Source organism: Leptospira broomii serovar Hurstbridge str. 5399, assembly GCF_000243715.2.
Taxonomy (GTDB): Bacteria; Spirochaetota; Leptospiria; order Leptospirales; family Leptospiraceae; genus Leptospira_B; species Leptospira_B broomii.
Genome location: NZ_AHMO02000008.1, coordinates 1,059,593 through 1,079,454, shown reverse-complemented (window position 1 = coordinate 1,079,454; position 19,862 = coordinate 1,059,593). Strand labels below are relative to the sequence as shown.

17 protein-coding genes are annotated in these 19,862 nt (G+C 44.1%); 11 read left to right on the top strand and 6 right to left on the bottom strand.

Features of this window, described 5'->3' with window-relative positions; genetic code table 11:
* Window positions 1-42 precede the first annotated feature (42 nt).
* Complete coding sequence (locus LEP1GSC050_RS10600) at window positions 43-1,746, bottom strand: methyl-accepting chemotaxis protein (RefSeq protein WP_010571189.1); 1,704 nt, start codon at window positions 1,744-1,746, stop codon at window positions 43-45.
* 422 nt (window positions 1,747-2,168) lie between these two features.
* Here LEP1GSC050_RS10600 and hrcA point away from each other — a divergent pair, with 422 nt between their 5' ends.
* The 6 genes from hrcA (at window position 2,169) to LEP1GSC050_RS10570 (ending at window position 8,532) form a co-directional block, all read left to right on the top strand.
* Window positions 2,169-3,197, top strand: coding sequence for a heat-inducible transcriptional repressor HrcA (hrcA, locus tag LEP1GSC050_RS10595; RefSeq protein ID WP_010571188.1), 1,029 nt, complete (start codon window positions 2,169-2,171; stop codon window positions 3,195-3,197).
* Window positions 3,198-3,324: 127 nt separating this feature from the next.
* Window positions 3,325-3,891: a nucleotide exchange factor GrpE gene (gene grpE, locus LEP1GSC050_RS10590; RefSeq protein ID WP_010571187.1), complete on the top strand. Its 567-nt coding sequence runs from the start codon at window positions 3,325-3,327 to the stop codon at window positions 3,889-3,891.
* A gap of 35 nt (window positions 3,892-3,926) precedes the next feature.
* Window positions 3,927-5,855, top strand: a complete 1,929-nt coding sequence (gene dnaK / locus LEP1GSC050_RS10585; protein WP_010571186.1) for a molecular chaperone DnaK — start codon at window positions 3,927-3,929, stop codon at window positions 5,853-5,855.
* Window positions 5,856-5,862: 7 nt separating this feature from the next.
* Entirely contained in the window at window positions 5,863-6,981 is a 1,119-nt protein-coding gene (dnaJ, locus tag LEP1GSC050_RS10580; RefSeq protein ID WP_010571185.1) for a molecular chaperone DnaJ, read from the top strand.
* A 27-nt stretch (window positions 6,982-7,008) separates the two neighbouring features.
* Window positions 7,009-7,968 carry a Gfo/Idh/MocA family protein gene (locus LEP1GSC050_RS10575; RefSeq protein ID WP_010571184.1) on the top strand — a complete coding sequence of 320 codons (960 nt, stop codon included), beginning with the start codon at window positions 7,009-7,011 and terminating at the stop codon, window positions 7,966-7,968.
* 9 nt (window positions 7,969-7,977) lie between these two features.
* On the top strand, window positions 7,978-8,532 hold the full coding sequence (locus LEP1GSC050_RS10570; protein WP_010415632.1) for a YqgE/AlgH family protein: 555 nt from the start codon (window positions 7,978-7,980) through the stop codon (window positions 8,530-8,532).
* Here the strand turns inward: LEP1GSC050_RS10570 and LEP1GSC050_RS10565 are convergent.
* The gene (locus tag LEP1GSC050_RS10565) at window positions 8,524-8,922 is read right to left on the bottom strand and encodes a GNAT family N-acetyltransferase (protein WP_010571183.1); all 399 of its coding nucleotides are present in this window, start codon (window positions 8,920-8,922) and stop codon (window positions 8,524-8,526) included. The genes LEP1GSC050_RS10570 and LEP1GSC050_RS10565 overlap by 9 nt on opposite strands.
* 128 nt (window positions 8,923-9,050) lie before the next feature.
* Between LEP1GSC050_RS10565 and LEP1GSC050_RS10560 the strand changes: the two genes are divergently transcribed.
* Both LEP1GSC050_RS10560 and LEP1GSC050_RS20975 read left to right on the top strand, forming a co-directional pair.
* Window positions 9,051-9,545: a DUF2721 domain-containing protein gene (locus tag LEP1GSC050_RS10560; protein ID WP_010571182.1), complete on the top strand. Its 495-nt coding sequence runs from the start codon at window positions 9,051-9,053 to the stop codon at window positions 9,543-9,545.
* Between the two features lie 99 nt (window positions 9,546-9,644).
* Window positions 9,645-9,914: a hypothetical protein gene (locus tag LEP1GSC050_RS20975; RefSeq protein ID WP_408605403.1), complete on the top strand. Its 270-nt coding sequence runs from the start codon at window positions 9,645-9,647 to the stop codon at window positions 9,912-9,914.
* A gap of 359 nt (window positions 9,915-10,273) precedes the next feature.
* Here the strand turns inward: LEP1GSC050_RS20975 and LEP1GSC050_RS10550 are convergent, their stop codons facing one another.
* Window positions 10,274-12,814, bottom strand: coding sequence for an ABC transporter permease (locus tag LEP1GSC050_RS10550; protein WP_010571181.1), 2,541 nt, complete (start codon window positions 12,812-12,814; stop codon window positions 10,274-10,276).
* A complete protein-coding gene (locus tag LEP1GSC050_RS10545; RefSeq protein ID WP_010571180.1) occupies window positions 12,811-13,548 on the bottom strand; it encodes an ABC transporter ATP-binding protein in 738 nt (245 codons plus the stop codon). Before LEP1GSC050_RS10545 ends, LEP1GSC050_RS10550 begins: the two co-directional genes overlap by 4 nt.
* Window positions 13,549-13,850: 302 nt before the next feature.
* Here LEP1GSC050_RS10545 and LEP1GSC050_RS20635 point away from each other — a divergent pair, with 302 nt between their 5' ends.
* The 3 genes from LEP1GSC050_RS20635 to LEP1GSC050_RS20405 all read left to right on the top strand — a co-directional run bounded on the left by LEP1GSC050_RS20635 (window position 13,851) and on the right by LEP1GSC050_RS20405 (window position 18,296).
* Window positions 13,851-14,039: a hypothetical protein gene (locus LEP1GSC050_RS20635; protein WP_016550503.1), complete on the top strand. Its 189-nt coding sequence runs from the start codon at window positions 13,851-13,853 to the stop codon at window positions 14,037-14,039.
* Window positions 14,040-14,279: 240 nt separating this feature from the next.
* Window positions 14,280-16,931, top strand: a complete 2,652-nt coding sequence (leuS, locus tag LEP1GSC050_RS10540; protein ID WP_010571179.1) for a leucine--tRNA ligase — start codon at window positions 14,280-14,282, stop codon at window positions 16,929-16,931.
* 57 nt (window positions 16,932-16,988) lie between these two features.
* Window positions 16,989-18,296, top strand: a complete 1,308-nt coding sequence (locus LEP1GSC050_RS20405) for an adenylate/guanylate cyclase domain-containing protein (RefSeq protein ID WP_010571178.1) — start codon at window positions 16,989-16,991, stop codon at window positions 18,294-18,296.
* Between the two features lie 57 nt (window positions 18,297-18,353).
* On the opposite strand, the gene LEP1GSC050_RS10530 is transcribed toward LEP1GSC050_RS20405, so the two are convergent.
* Window positions 18,354-18,533: a YegP family protein gene (locus LEP1GSC050_RS10530; protein ID WP_010415616.1), complete on the bottom strand. Its 180-nt coding sequence runs from the start codon at window positions 18,531-18,533 to the stop codon at window positions 18,354-18,356.
* A 232-nt stretch (window positions 18,534-18,765) separates the two neighbouring features.
* Entirely contained in the window at window positions 18,766-19,851 is a 1,086-nt protein-coding gene (locus tag LEP1GSC050_RS10525; RefSeq protein WP_010571177.1) for an LIC10486 family protein, read from the bottom strand.
* Window positions 19,852-19,862 lie beyond the last annotated feature (11 nt).

Genomic DNA, 19,862 nt, shown 5'->3' with positions numbered 1-19,862 from the left:
TAGTTATCATTCAAAGAATTAAAAGGGGGCAAAACGATCGATCTAATTTTTTAGAAGCCACTCGATCCCTTCTTCCCGGCTTCCGGCATTGTACATTTGGATGCTTCCGGATTTCATCGATTTATTATCTATGGACATGGCTGCAAGGGCCGATTCGGGAATAACGAGCGCTATTTTACGTAAAGTAGATTGGTTCGCTTCAGGAAACCAAATTTCGTTTACCCATTGTTGTCCTTCCGCAGATACGATTCCAATACGTCTCGTATCCGCCATCCATCTGGAAATACGATGCTTTCTGACCACATCTAAAGCGGCGGACAATATCTCTTTATACTTTTCGTCGCTATATTGGGGAGTCCACACAATATCCAATAATCCCAGTTTCTTGGCGTAATAGACGCTTCCAATCTCGGACTTGAATTGCAGTTCATGTTTGCGATCGTCCATCCGAGTATCCGAATTCTGATCTAGCTCCTGAAATTCGGGGGTTTTAAATAATTCTACCATAGCGCTCAATCGATGTGCAGTATTCGCGATATCGGTGATTCTCTGCGCAAGTACATCGCTGCTTTCCGAGTTGTTTGCTGCGAGATTTCCGATAGAAGAGATCGAAGTTACGACCTCGCTCGTGGCTTCATTATGCTCCAAAACGGCGTTCCGAATTTCTTCCGAACTACCCCTGACGAAATCGGCTTCCTTTAAAACCGCGTTCCTAAGTTGTTGTTGCGCAGCCACAGCGTGGAACATTTCCCCCATTTGCTTCGAGATCCGATCGATCGTTCCGACGATCTCCTGAATTTCCCGAGTCGTCTCTCCGATTCTTTCCATTCCCTGCTGCATATCATTTCGATTTTTCTTAACCAGCTCGCTGATTCCCCGAATACTCCTGGCGGTTCTATCGGCTAACTTGGAAACTTCTTCAGCGACTACGGCAAACCCTCTTCCCGCATCCCCGGCTCTTGCCGCTTCGATAGCTGCGTTTAGCGAGAGCATATTAATTTGCTCGCTTATATCGGCGATGGTACTGACAGTTTTAGAAATTTCCTTCGAACTAGTCGCTAAATTATCCATTGCCCCGTTCATATATTGAAGGGAATTCCTTCCCGACTCGGCTCGACGGGAAATTTCTTTAAACGAAGTTAGGATACCTTCCACATCCCCTCTCGTTTTCTCTATCGCTCTCGAAAGCTTTTCGACTTCGGCAACTAAACTTCCCATACTTTTGGAATTTTCACCCGTGATACCGGATATCGACGATGCAACGCCGGAAATTTCCTCAATGGAAGCGGAAACTTGCTCCGTCGCCGCCGATTGAGATTGAATATTCGATCCGAAATTAATTATTACCGTTTTCATTTCCTTAGAACCGGAAGCTAATTCTAAAGCCGCGGTCCGAATCCGATGTATGAGTTCCGCTTGTCCGTTCAGCATTTTGTGGAAGCTTTCAAAAAGTTCAAAAAGTAGGTCTTTAGAATTCGTGGAGATTCTTACGCTTAAGTTGCCTTTGCTCACCTCCTTGAACGCGTTTTGGAGTTCGAAGAAAGTGCCGGCCAACCAAGTGCCGGAGAAGATTCCCATTGCGACCGAGAGGGCTAGTAGCGATACGCCAGAAAGTATGATCGAAGTCATAACATTTTCTTTTGCCAAAGCCCCTAACGCGTATAAGCCGGAAAGAACAATCGCGAGCAGAATCGAACTGAAAATAGAATATGAAATGAAATAGTAGAATCTGAGTTTCGAGAGCATGTGCTTCCCCTTATTGCCGTCTTTCTTTTATTTAAGATGATATTCCATTCTTCCCAAGTGTTTCTGACGAGAAGATAAAATATAAACGTCGACGAGCGACGGTTAATGCATGGTTTTGCGAAGTTAGTTTGAATCGAAGTAATCGACTTTAACCGGTAGGTCTTGATGTACTTCGACCTTTAATAGAATATCGGCATTTGACTTACTAGATTCTCTCGAAGTTCGGTTTCTTGGAGATTATGTCGTTTTTTCAATTTGAATCGGAGCTTTTTCCGTTTATTTTCAGGTAAAAAGTTCTCCTGCTCATTGATTCAATCTAGGGGGCCTCTTAAATCCAAAAATCTTGACTTTTTTTGACGTTTCTTGGAAACTTGAATCAAGGTTTAGCACTCTAATGAACAGAGTGCTAAAGAGAACAAGACATGGAACTCTCGCAGCGACATAGGATGATTCTTAAAGCTACTGTGGACGAGTTTATCGTGGAAAACCGCCCGGTCGGTTCCAAAACATTGTTCGACAAGCACGATATAGGCTTATCGCCGGCTTCAATCCGATCGGTTTTGAAAGAACTCGAAGATATGGGCTATTTAGCATCAAGACATACTTCCGGCGGAAGAATTCCAACCGAAAGAGGATATCGGTTTTACGTGGATTCTTTGGTCGTTTTGTACGAGCTAACGATTAAAGAGAAGCAACGAATTCAGGAGGAATACCTGAAAATGCAGTTCAAACTGGACCAAATACTTAGGGCTACTGCAAGTGTTTTGGCCAGTCTATCCAATTCGGCGGGGATTGTGTTAGGGCCGGCTAAGAGTTTGGATACTCTTAAACATGTGGAATTAATCCATGTTCATGGCGATGAAGTATTAATGATCATGGTTATGCGTTCCGGGGCCGTAGTAAATCGGAACGTTTTCTTGGATAGGAATTATAGTCAGGAAGAATTGTATCAGATCTCGAAATATCTGAATGATAATGCGAAAGGCTACGATATGTTCGAGATTCAAGAATCGGTTATACCGAATCTTTTGAAACGGAAAGACGGGCCGGAGGATTTTTCAAGAGTTTCAGGAGTCCTTTCCGCTGCGATGACCCCGGATAATTCGGAAGTGAGCGTTTACATAGACGGTTTAAAAAATCTTTATGGAAGGTTCAGGGACGAAGAGGAGAAACTCAACCAAGTTCTTTCTCTTTTGGATGATAAACGATTCTTACGGGAAATGTTCGGTGAATACGCCGACCATGACGGAGTCTACACCGTCATCGGTAAGGATGGAGACGGTCTGATGGGTGGAGTAAGCATTATTACTTCGAGTTATCGGATGGGAGAAAAAAGGATCGGTTCTATGGGAATTATAGGACCGCAGAGAATGGATTATAATCGGGCTCTTCCGCTCGTGGACTTCACGTCCAAACTAGTCTCTGAAATGGTAACGCGAATTAGTAAATAATTAGGAGTGCCGACGTGGAAACTAAAGAACGAGAAATTCCAACTGATGGATCCCACGCCGCCCCGGGAGCGCTGAGTCGGGGTCCGAAAAAGCGCGAAACGAAACTGTATAAGGATATGGGAAGTAAATGAATCAGGAAGAAACCCTGGCGGGTTCGGTGGAAAACTCCGCTAATCAGGAAGAAACTGTGAAAGCGGAGGTTGAAACTACCCAAGATTCTTTTCAAAAAGAATTGGAAGCCGCCAAAAAAGAAATAGAATCTCTAAAAGATTCTTGGGCTCGAGAGAGAGCGGAATTTCAGAATTATAAGAGAAGGACTGCGCAAGAATTTTCTAATATTAAACGGGAAGCAGTCCGATCGATGGTCGCGGGTTTTTTGAATCCGATCGACAATTTGGATCGAGTAGGCTCAACGACCACCGTTACCGACGAGTTAAAACCGTTCGTGGACGGGGTCGGAATGATATTGAAGGAATTTTATTCAGTATTAGAAAAATCAAATGTGTATCGCTTTTTTCCTCAAGGCGAAGCCTTCGATCCCACAATGATGGAAGCATTGTCTTCCGAAGAAGGGGATCAGTATAAGGAAGAAACGGTGATCGAAGTTTACCAAGCCGGCTTCTTTCTGAAAGAAAATGAGGAAAAGTTTTCACTCAGGCCTGCAAGGGTCCGGATCGGAAAACCGAGAGCTTAAACGAAATTTATAGGGACAAGTAAGGAGATACCATCATGTCAAAGGAAAAGATAATCGGAATCGATTTAGGGACCACAAACTCATGCGTAGCCGTCATGGAAGGTGGAGATCCGGTAGTTATACAAAATTCGGAAGGAGCGAGAACTACTCCGTCCATCGTTGCTTTTACTGCCAAGGGGGAAACTCTTGTCGGCCAGTTTGCGAAGAACCAAGCTATCACGAACGCGGTAAACACGGTTCGCTCGGCAAAGCGCTTCATAGGACGCAGATTTAACGAAGCGGAGCAGGAAATGAAGCACGTTTCCTACAAAGTCATTCGCAGCGGAAACGACGGTGTCAAATTCGAAACCGCGACGGGCGAATTTACTCCTCAGGAAATCTCCGCTCGCGTTTTGCAAAAAATGAAGCAAACTGCAGAGGACTATCTTGGGCATAAAGTAACGAAAGCCGTTATCACCGTACCCGCTTATTTTAACGACGAGCAACGTCAGGCAACTAAAGACGCAGGAAGAATCGCCGGGTTGGAAGTGGAACGTATCATTAACGAGCCTACTGCCGCGGCATTAGCTTACGGATTTGATAAGAAGAAAAGTAACGCTAAGATCGCAGTCTACGATCTCGGAGGAGGAACGTTTGACGTTTCCATTCTGGAATTGGGCGACGGCGTATTCGAAGTTAAATCCACCAACGGGGACACTCACTTAGGCGGAGACGATTTCGACATGATTATCATGGAATGGATGATCGATGAGTTTAAGAAACAATATGGAATCGATATCTCTCAAGACAAGAATACAGTTCAACGTCTAAAAGAAGCCGCAGAGAAGGCTAAGATCGAATTATCGGGAACGATGTCGACTCAGATCAATTTGCCGTTCATTACTGCCGATGCGACCGGTCCTAAGCACTTGGACATGAATTTGACTCGCGCTAAATTCGATCAGTTGACTCGATCGCTAGTGGATAGGACCAAGATTCCTTGCGAGAATGCTCTTCGTGACGCCGGTTTAAAGGCGAGCGAAGTCGACGAAGTGATTTTGGTCGGAGGATCTACTCGGATTCCCGCAGTTCAAGAACTGGTGAAGACGATCTTCGGAAAAGAACCGAATCGTTCCGTTAACCCGGACGAAGTCGTAGCGATCGGTGCCGCTATCCAAGGCGGTGTTTTAGCTGGAGAAGTCTCCGACGTTCTTCTGTTGGATGTTACTCCTCTTTCTCTTGGAATTGAAACCTTAGGCGGAGTTATGACCAAGCTTATTGAGCGGAATACGACGATTCCTACTAAGAAATCGCAAGTATTCTCGACGGCTGCGGATAACCAAAATGCGGTCTCGATTCACGTCTTACAAGGCGAAAGAGAGATGGCAAAAGATAATCGTACATTGGGAAGATTCGATCTAATCGGGATCGCACCGGCGCCGCGCGGAGTTCCTCAAATCGAAGTCACGTTCGATATCGACGCGAACGGTATCGTGCACGTATCGGCCAAAGATCTTGGAACCGGAAAAGAACAGAAGATTCGCATCGAATCTTCTACGGGCTTATCCGAAGATGAGATTTCTAAAATGGTGAAAGATGCCGAAGCACATGCTGCTGCGGATAAGGCCGCTCGCGAATTGGTCGAAGCTAAGAACGAGCTTGATACGCTTGCATACTCGCTCGAAAAAGCGGTCGCAGATGCCGGCGATAAATTAGGAGCTAGCGAAAAGCAATTGGCTACCGACGAAGTAAAACGAGCAAGAGAAGCAATTGAATCCGGCGACATAGCTAGAATCAATGCTGCCAAGGATTCCGTATCCAAAATTGCTTCGGAAGTCGGTTCCAAAATTTATGCTCAAGGTGGACCTGCAGAAGGTGCCGAACCGAACGCACAAAACGGTTCGCAAGCTGGCGAGAAAACTCAAGAGAACGGGGAAAAGGTCGTGGACGCGGACTATACCGTGGTAGACGATGAGAAAAAGTAAATAGCCGATGAGTGAAAGAAGTTACTATGAGATACTAGGCGTATCCCAGGGCGCGACCGATGACGAGATTAAAGCTGCCTATCGGAAGTTAGCCATTAAATATCACCCTGATAAAAACAAGGGTGATAAGGCCTCCGAGGAAAAGTTCAAGGAAGCCACTGAAGCATACGAAGTTCTTCGGGACCCGAAAAAACGCCAGGCCTACGATCAGTATGGCAAGGCGGGTGTGGGTGCCGGAGGACCGGGTTTCGGGGCAGGGGCTTATACGGACTTTTCCGATATCTTCGGAGATTTTGGGGATATCTTTGGCGACTTCTTTGGCGGTGGTCGACCGGGCGGCGGCGGTTCTAGACGAGGGGGCCCTCAACGAGGGTCCGACCTTCGATATAATCTAGAGGTTTCTCTAGAAGACGCTGCATTGGGTCGCGAATACAAGATCGAAATTCCTCGTTTGGAAACATGCACCGATTGCGGCGGTTCCGGCGCAAATAAAGGAAGCACCCCTTCCACTTGTCCGGACTGCGGCGGATCGGGACAGATTCGAAGATCCCAGGGTTTCTTTTCCGTTGCAACTACCTGCGGTACTTGTCGCGGTAAAGGCACGATCATTTCCAATCCATGTAAGACCTGTCACGGACAAGGTCTGGTGGAAAAGCGACGCACAATCAATATCAAAATTCCACCCGGTATCGAATCGGGAAGCCGCTTGAAGGTATCGGGAGAAGGCGAGGCTGGTCCTGGTGGAGGACCGCACGGCGATTTGTATGTAGTTACGCATATTAAGAAACACGAATTGTTCGAACGCCAAGCCAACGATTTAATCTTAAATAAAAAAATCAGTCTTACTCAGGCTATTTTAGGCGGAGATATCGAAGTTCCTACCATTGACGGAAAGAAAGTTAAAATGAAGATTCCCGAAGGAACCGAATCCGGCCAAGTATTTAGATTGAAGGGGCATGGAATTCCTTATTTAGGCGGCTATGGTAAAGGCGATCAGCATGTCATCGTTAGAATTGAAATCCCCAAAAAGCTAACAAGACGTCAACGGGAACTCATCGAAGAATTTGCGCGAGAATCAGGTGAAGGACTTCCGGGATCGAAAGGCAAGATCTTCTCCAATAAATAAATAGAACACCTAGGAAAAGGAAAATTCATGACTGATAGAGTCAAAATCGGTGTCATCGGCACCGGTCATATGGGCCAGTACCATGTTAATGTGGCTAAGACCTTGAACGACGCCGCACTAGTAGGAATCTACGATGCAGATACCGAACGAGCTAAGCAAATGGCCGAAAAACATAAAACCTCGGCCTTTTCGTCGTTAGATGATCTAATTAAGAATGTGGAATCCGTCATTGTGGCGGTTCCAACCTTCCTTCATCACGAGATTGCAAAGAAAGCTTTACTAGCGGGAAAGCATGTTCTTGTCGAAAAGCCGATCGCCGAAACGTTGGAACAAGCCAAAGAACTCGTCGAATTATCCACAAAGAACGAACTCGTGCTTTTAGTAGGTCACGTCGAACGATTTAACGGGGCGGTATTGGAACTCGGCAAAATCGCGACGAATCCTCTTTTGATCGAGTCGAGAAGGTTAGCGCCTTTTAATCCTCGTATTAAGGATGTGGGGGTAGTATTAGATATGATGATACACGATATCGACATCGTTTTGAATCTAGTCAAATCGCCCGTAAAACATCTCAGCGCCGTCGGATCGAAGGTGGTTTCCGAGCACGAAGACATTGCTGCCGTGATCCTACATTTTGAAAACGGAACGATCGCGAATATTTCCGCAAGTCGTTGCACGCAATCCAAGATTCGGACGCTAAACGTTACTCAGCAGGATGTATATATTACTCTGGATTTCTCCGACCAGGAAATAGAGCTTCATCGCCAAGCTACGTCGGATATTCTATTAAGAACCGGCGAGATAAAATATCGTCAGGAATCCATCGTCGAAAAGATATTCGTTCACAAAGACAATCCGCTCAAACAAGAGCAGGAACATTTTGTGAAATGTATCCGAAAAGAAACCGAGCCTATCGTATATGGTCAATCCGACATACAAACTTTAGAAATCGCCTACCGAATCTTGAAAGAAATTCATAATAATTAAAAATAGATTATGGAAAATAATTTAGGCGGCAAAGTCCTTATCTCGAATTCATCCATCGTAACGGATTATTTTAACCGTACCGTTATTTTGATGGTGGAACAGGATCAAGCCGGTGCGTTCGGTTTGGTTCTGAATAAAAAGATGGAAGTATCACTAAACGATGTAATTCAGGGGATACCGGAAAGCGTCGACGGAACGCTTCCGCTCTATTCAGGCGGTCCGGTAGATCCGACTTTCGTTTCCATTTTGCACGACAATCCGAAATTGAAGCAACCTGGGGTGGAAGTCATTCCCGGAGTTTATTTAGCTAGAAGTTTTGAAGCTTTGGTCGAACTCCTTGAATCTCCCACGAAGACTCGCTTTAACGTTTACCAAGGTTATTCAGGTTGGGGTGCCGGCCAGTTAGAAGGGGAAATGGAGCGAAAATCCTGGGTGGTTCATGAACCTAAGCCAGAATGGATTTTCACTGCCGATCCGGAGACTACCTGGCAGGAAGCTTTACGAAGCAAAGGCGGTTTGTATAAATATTTCGTGGAACACACTAAGGATCCTTTGCTAAACTAAAATCCACCCCTCCGGATGCCGTTTGAATCCGAGATGCGGATAATAACCGATTGCGGAGGGAGCGGCCATTAGGACTATTTTGGCCTTTTCGTGAATTGAAGATTTCGTTTTCCTAATAAGCTCCTTGCCTATCCCTTTTCTCTGATGCGTTTCCCGAACGGCTAGATCCGCCAAATATAAGACGTAAGTAAAATCGGTTAGACTGCGCGAGATTCCGACGAGCAGATTTTCATCCCAGGCAGTCCAAATTAGATCGGCATTTTCCAACATCCCGCGAAATCTTGCTTCGTCTTCTATCGGTCGGCGCTTTCCCAAAGAGCAGGATTCGTATAAGTCTCGAAATTGTTCGAAGGTAAAATCCTTCCCTTGCAAGTATCGAATCGTTCCCATAAGCGAATTCTATTTTCTTTTATGAATTTGCTATCCGATTTTGAGTCGGGTCCTTTTCGGATATTTAGGCGGAATTTAAGGTCAGGAATAAGGTGGACAAACCAATCCATTATCGTGAATTCATAGGCATGTTTCCATCTTTACCCGGTTCGGAGATCCTCGCCGGAATGATTACGCCGGCCGTTTTAATTTCCGCAAGCGCTAGTTTAATTTTTTCGACGGCAAATCGTCTAGGAAGAATTTTCGATCGAGTCAATCTGTTAAAATCAGAAATTGAATCGCTCGTTGAAGGAAAATCATCGTACCCAACGGAACGATTGGAATATTTGAAATCGCAACTAAAAATCCAAAGAAAAAGAGCGGGATTAATTCAGCGTTCGATGGCCTCGTTGTATATGGCTACTTCGCTTTTCGTCACTTCAAGTCTAAGCCTTGGAATCATTATGGCGATTCGTTCCGAATTAGTATGGATCGCAACCGTAGTCGCACTTTTAGGCGGAGTATTTTTATTCATAGCGAGTGCGCTCCTTTTATATGAAAGTCGGTATAACTTACGATTTATCAGCGGGCAAATAGATTTTGCCGAGTTTTTGGAGGATAAAATTGCGGAAAAGAAGAGGTGATTCGAAAAAGGACAAGGCCAAAACTTGACAAATCTTTTCGATTCAATATCTTAATCCGATTAATCAAATAGGAAATCCGATTTGAAAGTTAAGTTTTTTATACCTTTATTCTTCTCTCTGTTTTCAAACATATTCTTTGTTTTGCCGATTTCTGCGGATGGCTGTTACTTGTGTGCGGCCGGGAGTTCCGACTCTTGCAGGGACTATTGTAGATTCTCCGGATCGGAATCCTTTGACACGCGTAAGAAATGCGAAAACAAAGGATGTAAGGTAACCGGAACCGCTTCCTGTCCGACCGCTTCTAACTCGAAAGTTTGTTCTGCGATTCGTTTGGATAGTACGGTGGGTCAGATATTCGCTGTGCGGTAATTTTTTAGAGTGGTCCCCACCCTTCTGGGCGGGGGCCGGTGCGGTGGAAGTACCGAGGCGAATCAAGCTTTGCGAGATATCATATATATCTCTTTCTTGCAATACGTTTTTTAAATTTAGCATGTTGGAACTCCCACAAGGAACGAAAGTTTGTTCTGCGATTCGTTTGGATAGTACGGTGGGCCAGATATTCGCTGTGCGGTAATTTTTTAGAGTGGTCCCCACCCTTCTGGGCGGGGGCCGGTGAGGTGGAAGTACCGAGGCGAATCAAGCTTTGCGAGATATCATATATATCTCTTTCTTGCAATACGTTTTTTAAATTTAGCATGTTGGAACTCCCACAAGGAACGGAGTCCTTTCTAGACTTCTTTGAGATACAGAGTCGGACTACGATCCCATTCCCCACGAAGGGTAGTAAAATACATAGCTACTACGGAAAGATTGGTAGCGAAATAAGTTATCGCGACTTCCAACCAGGGAACCGTACTCTCTATTTCGAAAATAAAATTGGAGAGTAAAGAAGAAGCTATCCAAACCAATCCGAATGCCAATAAAAACGCCGCGTGGGAAAGTACGAGAGCTTCCCCTAAAAAATATTTTCCTAAAAACGCTTTCGTTCCGCCAAGAATCCTTAAGAGAGAAGTTTCTTCCAGGCGTTCTTTCCTGCTTAGCTCCAAAGAAGCTAAAATCAATAGTAACGAAGAAACAACGATCAATCCTGTCATCCATCGAATCGCAAACGATATTTTTTCAAGAATACCAAGGAAAGATTGAACCGCTTTTTCAGTATCGATAACCGTAAGATTCGGGAATTCACTTAATAATTCCTTTTGAAGGCTATATCTTTCTTCGGGAGATTCGATTCTAAACGAACTCAGAAAAAACTTAGGGGCCTTTTCCAAAATTCCTCTTGAAAAAATAACGACGAAGTTAGGTCGCATATCCGACCAATTGACGGTCCTAAAATTACGTATGATTCCGGTGACTTCTACACCACCGATGGAAAAAGTTAGTTTGTCTCCTAACTCGACTTTTAGATTTTTGGAAAATTCTTTTTCCACCGAGATTTGATCTTCTTCTCCCTTCCTCCAAAAATCACCGTCCGAAACTTTCTCGGTCGGATACGGAGTTTCGCGATAAGATAAAAAGTATTCCCTAGTCCTTGCAGTCGATCTCCAATCCCTTCTAAGCGCAGATTCTTCTAACTCCTCCTTTTTGATCGCTTCTCCGTTGATTCGAGCGAGTCGGGCTCCGATAATCGGGGAGGTAATTAACTTATCTGCTTGATGATTCGAAGCAGATTGTAAAAAGAAATCGAGCTGCTCAGGCCGAATATCCAAAACGAACATATTAGGTCTTCTTTCTTTATCTTTTGCGCCGCTATATTCAAGAAGACTATCGCTTACAAACAAACTGAGTAACAGAACGAATAAAGACGAACCTAACCCGACTGAAACCCAAGATAATCCTGTTCGAGGTCGATCTAATTTTCGTAATGCCATACGAATGCTCGGACTGAATTCGAACCTATTTAATGCAAAGGATAATACTTTTCGGATAAATAAAGTTCCAACATAAATTAGTAATGGTAGAAACAATAGTAAGCTACATAGAAGAATTCCTTTGATCCAATCTCCCGTTTCCCACCAGGCTAAGCCGAAAAAAACAAGATATACGGTTATGAAAGAAATCATTTGTCGTATTTCGAATTTCGGAATTGAGTCCAGTTCATCGGCAAAATCGGTGCGAAGCGCATACAAAGGACTTAGTGTTCTCGTTTTTGCCAAGGAATCCCAAGCAGAAGCTAACGGAACAACCCAAGCTAAAACGAATCCCCAGAGCAGAGTTTTGGCGCTCGGAATCATTTCGGGTTGGAAGAGAAATTCTTTGGAGGCAAGATTCGGAATTTGATATTGCACAAATATTCCCAATACAAATCCTAAAATTGCACCGATCGTCGCTAATAGTAATAGCTCTCCGAGAACTAGCGTGACGACTAAATTCGGACTCGCTCCCAGGCACTTGTAAATCGCTAAGGCATTCGCTTTCGTTCGGATTCCCGCACGACTAGAGAGTAAAATCGAAATTCCACCCAGAAAAAAAGCACAAAGGGCAAGTAATGAAAAGAAATCCAATGTATTCGCTAAAAATTTTTGCGAGCCTGAATTTGCCTCGGTGCTTTCGTAGAGAATTAGATCGTTTTTGGCAAATTCCTTAAAATTAGATTTTTTGAATACGGATGCATCCGATAGAGTCGGAAGCAATATCGGATTCTGATAGCTGATGCGAGATCCTCTCTGCTCAAGACCGGTCGCTTCCAAAGAATTCTTATGAAGAATGCTACTTGGTGCCATCGACATAAAACTTCCCGCGAGTCCGGGTTCCTTTATAATCTGCCCTTTGAGTCGGAGTACTGATTCTCCTAATTGTACCGAATCCCCGACCTTCAATTTAAGATTTTTGATTAAACTTTCTTCCAATAACACTTCGCCAGGTTTTAATTTCCTATATAAGCCGGGAGGAGACGTTACGATATCGCCAAAATACGGATATTCTCCTTTGATAGCTTTGACTAGAGATAGGGCTGAATCCTGGGTTTCAGGATTTCGTAGCATGGACGGGAATTGAACTAGTTCTGAAGATTTTGTCCCATTAGGCAGTATTCTGCCTAAAAACGCCTTCTGATCGTCAGTAAGGGGTGAGCTAGAGGTTGCTATTAGATCCGCGCCTAGGATATTTTTAGCCTCGTTTAAAATAGCTTTGGAAAGCTGTTCCCGGTAGGAGTGGACGGCGAGAACCGCGCCGGTACCTAGAGCCACCGCTAAGATTACCTGAAGGGAAGAGGTTTTTCGGGATCCGATCTCCCGAAGCATTGCGCGAATAAAGAAGTTACGATTCATTTATTTTTCCTGGATGTAGTCTTCTTTTTGGCCGTACGTAGGGTTTTCTTGGAACCTAGTTTTGGATTTATTATCACGGACCCGTCCCGCATTTCTAAAATTCTATCCGCTAATGCAGCCACCTGCGGGTCATGAGTGACGACTAATAACGTCGATTTCCGGGTTTTATTCAGTTCTTTTAATAAAGACATGATTCTGTCCCCGTTTTTTCTGTCCAGGTTTGCCGTGGGTTCGTCGGCAAATAATAGTTTCGGTTCGTGTATGAATGAGCGAGCGATAGCGACTCTCTGCTCTTCTCCTCCGGATAGTTGGCTCGGAAAATTATAAGCTCTTTGTTCCATTCCCACCTTCGATAACCAAAATTTTGCCCGCTCCTGAATTTCCTTTTCGGAGAGGTTTGTTGTCAAAGCAAGTGGAAGAGATACATTTTCCAAAGCGTTTAACGTTTTGATCAATTGAAAGTTTTGGAATACGAATCCGATTTTCTCGCCTCTGATCTTTGCGAGTTCATCTTCCTTCTTATCCATAAGCGATACTCCGTCTAAAATCACGTTCCCGCTATCGGCTTTATCTAATCCCGCCGAGATCGCTAACAAAGTCGATTTACCCGAACCGGAAGGACCGACGATCGCGACGAATTCTCCTTCTTTCACCTCGAATTCTATATCCGCTAGTACGCGGAATTTTTCTCCCGCGACCGTGTAGGATTTGTTTAACTTGGATATTGATAACAATGTGATACCTTCCTCAAACTTTGACTGACCTAAACTCGGCACTTGATGGAAATTTATTTCATCATCAAAAAACTTACACTTGAAAAACTATTCCAGTCCAGAGCTAGCTTGGAATTTTTTTTCGAAAAATTTACTGGCATTTTCGCGATCGCTCTTCTTAATTTTTTTTGACTCTAGAATCGCTCGATTTTATAAAGTAACTCTCGACCTTCGGAGAGTCGGTGCTGAAACAGGAAACTGATCTCAGACTTATTGACACTCCGTAAATAAAAAGAACCTCGATGGAATTTTCTGGGAGCAAAATGCAATTATTAACAGTGACGGATTTGAACGAACAGGATGCGGAAATTAATCGAGCTCATGAAAAGAAGCTGTCTTGTAAGGGATGTGGTAAGTTAACTCCTCATCTCTTTCAATACGATCTATGTCGTGACTGTCTCAATCAAGCTTTCCGTAGATTAATTAAAGTAATCGATTCCGTTCGTAAGTAAAAGCACTACAAAACAAGTACCTGTATTACCGTCTAAGCCTCCTTGGCGAAGAAGAACGACTATAAAGCCGGTTTTCGACCGGCTTTCTTCGTTTCAGACCGATAAAGTTAACTCTGGTTCCTCTTTTCCTGATGGAAAGTTCTAAAGAAATATTCATTAAGGTTCAATGAGAAGATCATCTTAGACTGGATATTCTCAAAAAAGAATTGGATTCTGGACCGTAGTAAAAAACCTCTCGGTATGGACTATCCGTTCAGGGAAATTGAACCAAAGTGGCAATCCTTCTGGGAGAAGAATTCTTCTTTCAAAACAGACCTTCGTTCCTCTAAGCCGAAATTCTATTGCTTGGATATGTTTCCTTATCCCTCAGGCGCGGGATTGCATGTTGGGCATCCGGAAGGATATACTGCTACCGATATTGTTTCCCGTTTTAAGAGGATGAAGGGTTTTGAGGTCCTTCATCCAATGGGCTGGGACGCCTTTGGATTACCTGCGGAACGTTACGCAATGCAAACCGGGATTCATCCGGCACAGACGACGAAGCAAAATATCGACAATTTTCGCCGCCAAATCAAATTAATCGGGCTTTCTTACGATTGGGATCGGGAAATATCCACGACCGATCCTAAATACTATAAGTTTACCCAATGGATCTTTCTAAAACTCTATGATACGTGGTATGATTTTTCCGCCAAAAAAGGAAGACCGATCGACGAGTTAGTGGAACGGTTTGCGACGGATGGATCTTCGGGATTCGACGATTTAGAAGCGTTTACCGCTTCGGATTGGCGACGATTTAGCGAGTCGGAACGCGAAACGATTCTCTCGAAGTTTCGTCTTGTTTATCAGGCCGAGATCCCCGTGAATTGGTGTCCCGGTTTGGGAACCGTTCTCGCCAACGAGGAAGTAGAGGAATGGGTCGGAAAGGGCTATGAAGTAGTTCGAAAACCGATGCGCCAATATATGATGCGAATTACGGCCTATGCCGAGCGTTTATTGGAGGATTTAGGTCTGGTCTCATGGCCTCAATCGACTCTGGAAATGCAAAAAAATTGGATCGGTAAAAGCGAAGGGCTGGAGCTTACGTTTCCATTCGATCCAAGCACAAGATCGAGATTCGAAACCGCCAAATCAAAGTTGGAAAAAAAGCTTTCGGTTCAAAAAGATTTTGGTTACGGCGGAGTTCGAGTCTATACCACCCGACCTGACACCATTTTCGGAGTCTCGTACATGGCTTTGGCTCCGGAACATCCACTTGTAGATTTGATTTCAACCGAGGATCAATGGGCGGAAGTTCAAGAGTATAAAAAATCCACCTCTCTTAAGAGCGATCTAGATAGAACCGAACTTTCGAAGGAAAAATCCGGCGTGTTTACCGGCGCCTATGTTCTAAACCCTGCCGATCCTTCCAAAAAAATTCCGATTTGGATCGGAGACTATGTTTTGTACGGATATGGAACTGGTGCGATTATGGCCGTTCCTGCTCACGATCAGCGGGATTACGAATTTGCAAAAGCATTTGGGCTGGAGGTTCTTCCAGTTATCGAAGGGGAGATTTCCCAAGGAGCCTTTGATTCAAAGGAATCCAAGTGTATTAACTCTTCTTCAAGCGAATTGAATCTTGATCAATCCGGATATAAAGAAGCATTTACCAAAGCTTCCGAATGGGCGGAAAAGAATCGAATCGGTAAGCGCAAAACGCAATTCAAGTTGAGAGATTGGTTGTTTGCCAGACAGAGATATTGGGGAGAACCGATTCCACTCGTACATTATCCTTCCGGAGTCACCCGCGCGATCGATGAGTCCGAACTTCCATTAGAACTTCCGAATTTAGAGGAATTTAAACCTTCCGGTACGGGCGAATCTCCGTTGGCTTTAGCCGGTGACTGGCTTAAATACAAGGATCCTAAAACGGGCGAAATCGGTGTTCGGGAAACGAATACTATGCCGCAATGGGCCGGATCTTGCTGGTACTATTTAAGGTACATCGATCCGAGTAATCCGAAAGGATTCGTGGATTCCGAATTGGAAAAAGAATGGATGCCGGTGGATCTTTATGTTGGCGGTGCGGAGCACGCGGTTCTGCATCTACTCTATTCCAGGTTTTGGCATAAGGTTCTCTTCGATCTAGGATACGTAAGCACGGCGGAGCCTTTCAAAAAATTGGTTCATCAAGGTCTGATCTTGGGAGAAGACAAGCGCAAGATGTCCAAATCGCTCGGAAACGTCATCAATCCCGACGAGGTTGTCCAAAATTACGGCGCCGACAGTTTGCGACTGTTCGAAATGTTTATGGGTCCCTTTGAAATGGTCAAACCGTGGAGCACACGGGGTGTCGACGGCGTCTTTAGGTTTCTCAATCGGGTTTGGAGATTGTATCACGCAGGTCCGAATGAATCATTTCGCTTAGACGACGTTGATCCGAACGAAGACGAGCTTCGTATATTGAATAGAACGATCAAGAAGATCGACGATGATATTCTTAATTTTTCCTTTAATACTGCGATTTCACAATTAATGATCTTCGTGAATGAATTCACCCCAAGCGAACGACGTCCTCGTAAAATCTTAGAAATTTTCCTGCTATTAGTCGCCCCGTTTGCTCCGCATATTGCAGAAGAGCTATGGTCGCTTAGCGGAAACAAAGACAGCCTGACCTACGAAACGTTTCCTGTTGCCGATCCGAAATATCTAGTCGATGATGAAGTTCTGATAGTCGTTCAAGTCAACGGAAAGCTTAGAGGCGAGTTTAAAGTCCCGAAAGAAATCAGCCAAGAAGAAGCGTTGAAACTAGCTAAGTCTTTGGAGAAAATACGTCCTTTCCTAGACGGAAAACAAATCCGTAAGGAAATATACGTTCCGGGAAAATTAGTAAATTTAGTCGTCGGTTAATTCCCCGGACTGAAAAATGCTTTCCTGGAGGAGGTTGTCGGGGATAGTCCTTGTCGCATGGGACCCTCCGATTCAAAGACGCCCTCCTCATTTCCGGAGATTCTCAATCGGGAAATTAACCTAACTCTCGAAAGATGCAGTTTGTATTCCGCGATCTTGGGCGGAGGCTCTTCCGTCTTGCTTATCTGCTTACAATATATAGATGTGGTTCGGGAAATGCAAGTACCAATCGCCTGGACATCGTTAGGCGGATTGACTTCTTTCGTTTTTTACCTGATTGCTCGTACTAGAAAAGTAAAACGATCCGGTGCCTATGCGATGATTTTGGGATATTCCTCCCTCCCCGGTGTTTTATTTTTATCGGCGGAAATAATGCTGCCAAACGGAGCTGCAACCTACATTACGGGTCCGGCCTCTTATTTATATTATTTTATGGTTGTTCTTAGCGGCTTTGCTTTCGATGAACGATTATCACTCCTTGCCGGAATTTTTTGCGGAGCGCAATACATAACATTCTTTCTAATCTCGAAGAACGGATTAAACGCCTTATCCTCCACTGATATCTTGATGTTAAACGATATTACAGATCCTGCAATATACTTTTTTAAGTCCTTAATGATGATATTTTGCGGAATCTTAGTCGGAATTCTGGTTAAGAATGCAAAACGTTTCTTGAACGAGATCTTGGAGAAAGAACAGGAGAAATCCCGGATTTCGAGACTTTTCGGTCAATTTGTATCCGAGGAAGTTAAGGAAAAACTAATGGGATTAGATTCTCCTTTTAAAACCGAAAGAAAAAAAGCGGCTATTCTTTTCTCGGATATAAGATCCTTTACCTCCCTATCCGAAACGGCCGATCCGGAAGAACTACTAATGCATTTGAACGAGTATTTTGAAAGAATGGTAGGCGCAATCGTTCGAAACGGAGGTACTATCGATAAGTTTATCGGCGATGCCGTCATGGCCGTATTCGGGGGCATAATAGAACTCCCGAACCCGAGCGAGGCCGCCACTGCCGCAGCGCTTGAAATGCGGAGAGAATTGGGTGAGCTTAAAAAGCAATGGCAACTGTCCGGCGTTACGCCCATGGAGAACGGAATCGGAATCCATTACGGAGAGGTCGTGCAAGGGTCAGTCGGTAGTAAGGATCGGATGGACTTTACCGTAATCGGCGATGCAGTTAATACGGCGTCTCGTTTGGAGGGACTGTGCGGTTCTTTAGGATTTCCGATCATAATGTCCGAGGAAGTTTTTTTGCAATTGTCCCCGGTTCTTAAAGATCGGTTTCAAGAGGGGGAACAGGTTTCCGTAAAAGGAAAATCAAAGCCGATTCAGATATATTTATCAAAAGATTTAACGAAATAATTTCGATAGATATATTTTACTTTAAATCGGCCTTGATGGAGGTTTCGAAAGGGAATGCTATTCGACTTCCACAACTTGAGCGGAAGCAGCGTTGTTTTTTACGGACTCGATTCCGTGTAGACAGGCTTGCTTCGATTCGTATGCTTCGCTGGCTGCAATAATTTCGCCGTTTCCAGCCTTAAGGCGAAAACGATATTTTCCTCCTTTGTCGGTGTACACTTCAAATTTAGCTGCCATAAGAACCTCAATAATTTATTTAATTTTTTATAAGATTCATTGAGGGACTGTCAAGGTAAAATGTAAATCCAAATCTATCGTTAAGAGTAAAAGAAAAACATAATTAACGAAAGTTACTTTCGAATTTTTTAAAGGCGAACGTATCAAGGGGATTAAGCTATGAAAGAATCTAACGAAGATAATAGTTAATAGTTCGCAATTTCGTTAAGATAGGATATTCGATAGGTGAAGGTTATCTCAGAAGAATGAACGCTAAGAGTCCTGCTAGAAGCACCACGCCTACGAGAACAAAGTAGTTGAGTGCGTTTCCGGAATCGGACGATTTACCGCCGCTCATACCCGGAGGTCTCGGGGTTGCGGCGCTCTTAGGACGTGCTAAGCGAACGGGACTTTCTTCAAATGCTTGCAGTAGAACTCCGGCCGGACCCTTTGCAAAAATATGATATTCGTTTTTACCAGAGGCGATCGATATAAAGGAACCGACTACGGGTTTTGCGTTTCCGTTTTGATCTATCGCACCGAGAGTTTTTGCCAAAGCTTTCTCTTCGGGAGCGTTATTCGGAAGTTGGAATAATATCTTATCGCCTTCTATTAGATCATCAAAATCGATCCCGTTTACCGGGGAAAGAATGGTCTTTGCAGTTACAACTCGACCGAATCCTTTCCGAATCGCTTCGATCTGACGTTGAACCGCTGCCTTTTCAGGATCTATAGCCCCCGCGGATAGAGTGCTATCTTCTCCTTCTTCAGGCGGTTTGAGAATCGGAGCAAGAACTCCTGCAAAAATGTTTTTTCCGCGATTTCTGATACTAGATACGAATTCGACGTCGGCTTGTACACGTACCATGTTGATCTTCATGCCTAGCTTGATCTGATTCTCTAAAAGATTAACGAGCGCAGCGGTATCGTTTCGTTCCCAAAGAGGATAATAATTTTCTAAAATTTGTTTGTTTAATTTTGTGTGCAGAATTCGACCGATCTGCTCGGACAAACCCGGATCCGCGGCCTCTTCCCTGGCGGCTTCCGCCATGTCATGGGTTATCTGTCCAAAATCTTCGAATGTTCTGATTTTACGAATTAAAGAGGAATTCGAGAATAAAGAATATAATTCGATGAATTCGTGTTTAAATCTGGATATAAGTCCTACGACAATGCCCGCTCTATTTTCAACGTCGATTCGAAGTTTTAAAAGATATGCATCCTTTAATTTTCCCTGGATCAGTTCGATGGCCTGTTCCTCCGTGAGAACGGATTCGAAAGCCAGGTTCATTAAATTTGCCTGTTCCTGGAGTTTACTGGTTTGCGATTTTTGTTCCATACTTCCTGAGT

Coding starts and splice junctions, on each gene's coding strand:
- LEP1GSC050_RS10600 (WP_010571189.1), bottom strand. CDS start 1,746: ATGCTCTCGAAACTCAGATTCTACTATTTCATTTCATATTCTATTTTC.
- hrcA (WP_010571188.1), top strand. CDS start 2,169: ATGGAACTCTCGCAGCGACATAGGATGATTCTTAAAGCTACTGTGGAC.
- grpE (WP_010571187.1), top strand. CDS start 3,325: ATGAATCAGGAAGAAACCCTGGCGGGTTCGGTGGAAAACTCCGCTAAT.
- dnaK (WP_010571186.1), top strand. CDS start 3,927: ATGTCAAAGGAAAAGATAATCGGAATCGATTTAGGGACCACAAACTCA.
- dnaJ (WP_010571185.1), top strand. CDS start 5,863: ATGAGTGAAAGAAGTTACTATGAGATACTAGGCGTATCCCAGGGCGCG.
- LEP1GSC050_RS10575 (WP_010571184.1), top strand. CDS start 7,009: ATGACTGATAGAGTCAAAATCGGTGTCATCGGCACCGGTCATATGGGC.
- LEP1GSC050_RS10570 (WP_010415632.1), top strand. CDS start 7,978: ATGGAAAATAATTTAGGCGGCAAAGTCCTTATCTCGAATTCATCCATC.
- LEP1GSC050_RS10565 (WP_010571183.1), bottom strand. CDS start 8,922: ATGGGAACGATTCGATACTTGCAAGGGAAGGATTTTACCTTCGAACAA.
- LEP1GSC050_RS10560 (WP_010571182.1), top strand. CDS start 9,051: ATGTTTCCATCTTTACCCGGTTCGGAGATCCTCGCCGGAATGATTACG.
- LEP1GSC050_RS10550 (WP_010571181.1), bottom strand. CDS start 12,814: ATGAATCGTAACTTCTTTATTCGCGCAATGCTTCGGGAGATCGGATCC.
- LEP1GSC050_RS20635 (WP_016550503.1), top strand. CDS start 13,851: ATGCAATTATTAACAGTGACGGATTTGAACGAACAGGATGCGGAAATT.
- leuS (WP_010571179.1), top strand. CDS start 14,280: ATGGACTATCCGTTCAGGGAAATTGAACCAAAGTGGCAATCCTTCTGG.
- LEP1GSC050_RS20405 (WP_010571178.1), top strand. CDS start 16,989: ATGGGACCCTCCGATTCAAAGACGCCCTCCTCATTTCCGGAGATTCTC.
- LEP1GSC050_RS10530 (WP_010415616.1), bottom strand. CDS start 18,533: ATGGCAGCTAAATTTGAAGTGTACACCGACAAAGGAGGAAAATATCGT.
- LEP1GSC050_RS10525 (WP_010571177.1), bottom strand. CDS start 19,851: ATGGAACAAAAATCGCAAACCAGTAAACTCCAGGAACAGGCAAATTTA.